Source organism: Pararhodobacter sp. (assembly GCF_036802785.1).
GTDB lineage: Bacteria > Pseudomonadota > Alphaproteobacteria > Rhodobacterales > Rhodobacteraceae > Pararhodobacter.
In genome coordinates this window covers 1-2,014 of sequence record NZ_DAIRVN010000148.1, presented here as the reverse complement: position 1 = coordinate 2,014, position 2,014 = coordinate 1, and the positions used below count along the sequence as shown (strand labels likewise).

The window sequence follows — 2,014 nt, the reverse complement described above, 5'->3', positions numbered from 1 at the left end:
CCCGGCGCGCCTGAAGGCGGCCCTGACGGCATTGTTCACGGGACTGATGAGGGTGATCTGATTGACGCGGGTTACATTGATGCGCAGGGCGATCAGGTTGACAACGCCGATCAGGTCTGGCCGGACCGTGGCCCGCTCGATGACATCATTCTGGCCGGTGCCGGGGATGACACGATCTTTGCGGGCGATGGCGATGATCTTGTGCTGGCCGGTCGTGGCGATGACCTTGTGCATGGCGGCGCGGGCAATGACACGCTGTTTGGCGGCGAAGGCAACGACACGCTGCTGGGCGAGGAAGGCGATGACAAGCTGATCGGCGAGCAGGGCGATGACCTGCTGATCGGCGGTGAGGGCAACAACCTGATGTACGGCGACAGCTTCGGTGTCGATGCCGGCGGTCTGAGCCCGGATGACGCGCCCGAGGAAGGCTTTGGCAACGACACGCTGGTCGGCGGTCAGGGCAATGATTCGATGTATGGCGGTGGCGGCGACGATATTTTCGTCATCTCCGACGATTTCGGCAACCACCTGATCGTGGGCGGTGAGACCGGCGAGGTGGATGGCGACAAGATCGACGCGCGCGGCATGGATCAGCGGGTCGAGGTTATCTATACCGGCGACGAACAGGGCACCATCACCCGGGACGGCGCCGAGATCAACTTCTCCGAGATCGAGCGCACCTATCTGGGTACGGGCAATGACCGGGTGGAGGTTCTGACCTCGACCACGGGGCGCGTGCATGGCGGCGACGGGTTCGACACGCTGGTGCTGCCGGACCCGGAACCGGGCGAGGAGGGGCCGCAGGTGACGGTCACCAACCGCACCGAGAACGGCGACGGCACGGTTTCGCAGGACGGCTATGTGACCTTCCCGGATGGCTCGCGGCTGGATTTCGAGAGCTTCGAGGAGATCATCTGCTTCACGCCGGGCACGCTGATCGACACGGCGCGCGGCTGCGTTGCCGTTGAGGCGCTGGTGCCGGGCGACCGGGTTCTGACCCGCGACAACGGCTATCAGCCGCTGGCCTGGACCGGGCGCAAGGATCTGGACGCGGCGATGGTCGCGGCGCATCCGGGGCTGGCCCCGGTGCGGATCACGGCGGGTGCTTTGGGGGCAGGGTTGCCGGCGCGCGACCTGATGGTCTCGCCGCGCCACCGGATGCTGGTGACGGGCCCGCGCGCGGCGCTGATGTTCGGCGAACGCGAGGTTCTGGTGGCGGCGATCGATCTGGTCGGCCTGCCGGGCATCAGCCAGGAAGCGGCGGCGGGGCCGGTCAGCTACATCCATGTGATGTGCCCGGGCCATGAGATCCTGCGCGCCGAGGGCAGCTGGACGGAAAGCTTCCAGCCGGGCGCGGCTGTGCTTCAGGGGCTGTCCGAGGGCACGCGGGCCGAGCTTCTGGCGCTGTTCCCCGAACTGGGCACGGCCAACGGCCAGCGCGGCTTCACCGCCGCCCGCCCGGCACTGAGCCCCGCCGAGGCCCGCGCCCTCTTCGCCGCCTGAGCCGCGCACCAACCAAAAGATCCGCCGCCTGTCCCCGCCCGGGGCAGGCGGCGTTTCGTTGGGATCAGGGGCAAGTCCTGTCAGGGGTCGGTTGCAACAGCGGCCAGACACAGCAGCAGCAAGTCCCATCAGCGGCCCAGACACAGCAGCGGCCCAGACACAGCAGCGGCCGGTTACTTCAGCGCAAATCCCATCAGGGGCACGTCCCATCAGGGACCCGGCGCACCAAGGGCCAGACGCACAGGACAGCGTCCCACACTTGCCCCTCAGACGCCCCGCCTGTGCCGCCCACCTGACGCCCCGCCTGTGCCGCCCACCTGAAAGCCACCGAACCGGGCCTTGCCCCTCCGGCCCGCGCCCGATCCCCCGACCGCGCATATGGCCTCCGCAGCCAGTCCCTCTACCAGCCAGACCCTCTGCCCGGAGTCCCCCGGCACACCGCAACCCCCCCCGCGTGGACGGGGGAAAACCAGGGCCCCCCCCCGCCGGCGCCGGGGCAGAAGTAGACCGG

The 2,014-nt window shown here is 68.7% G+C and carries 1 protein-coding gene; it reads left to right on the top strand.

Translation table 11 applies throughout. The features are described 5' to 3' along the window. The coding region (locus V7Q53_RS23355) for a Hint domain-containing protein (RefSeq protein WP_333831439.1) at window positions 1-1,503 on the top strand (1,503 nt) is incomplete at its 5' end. Window positions 1,504-2,014 lie beyond the last annotated feature (511 nt).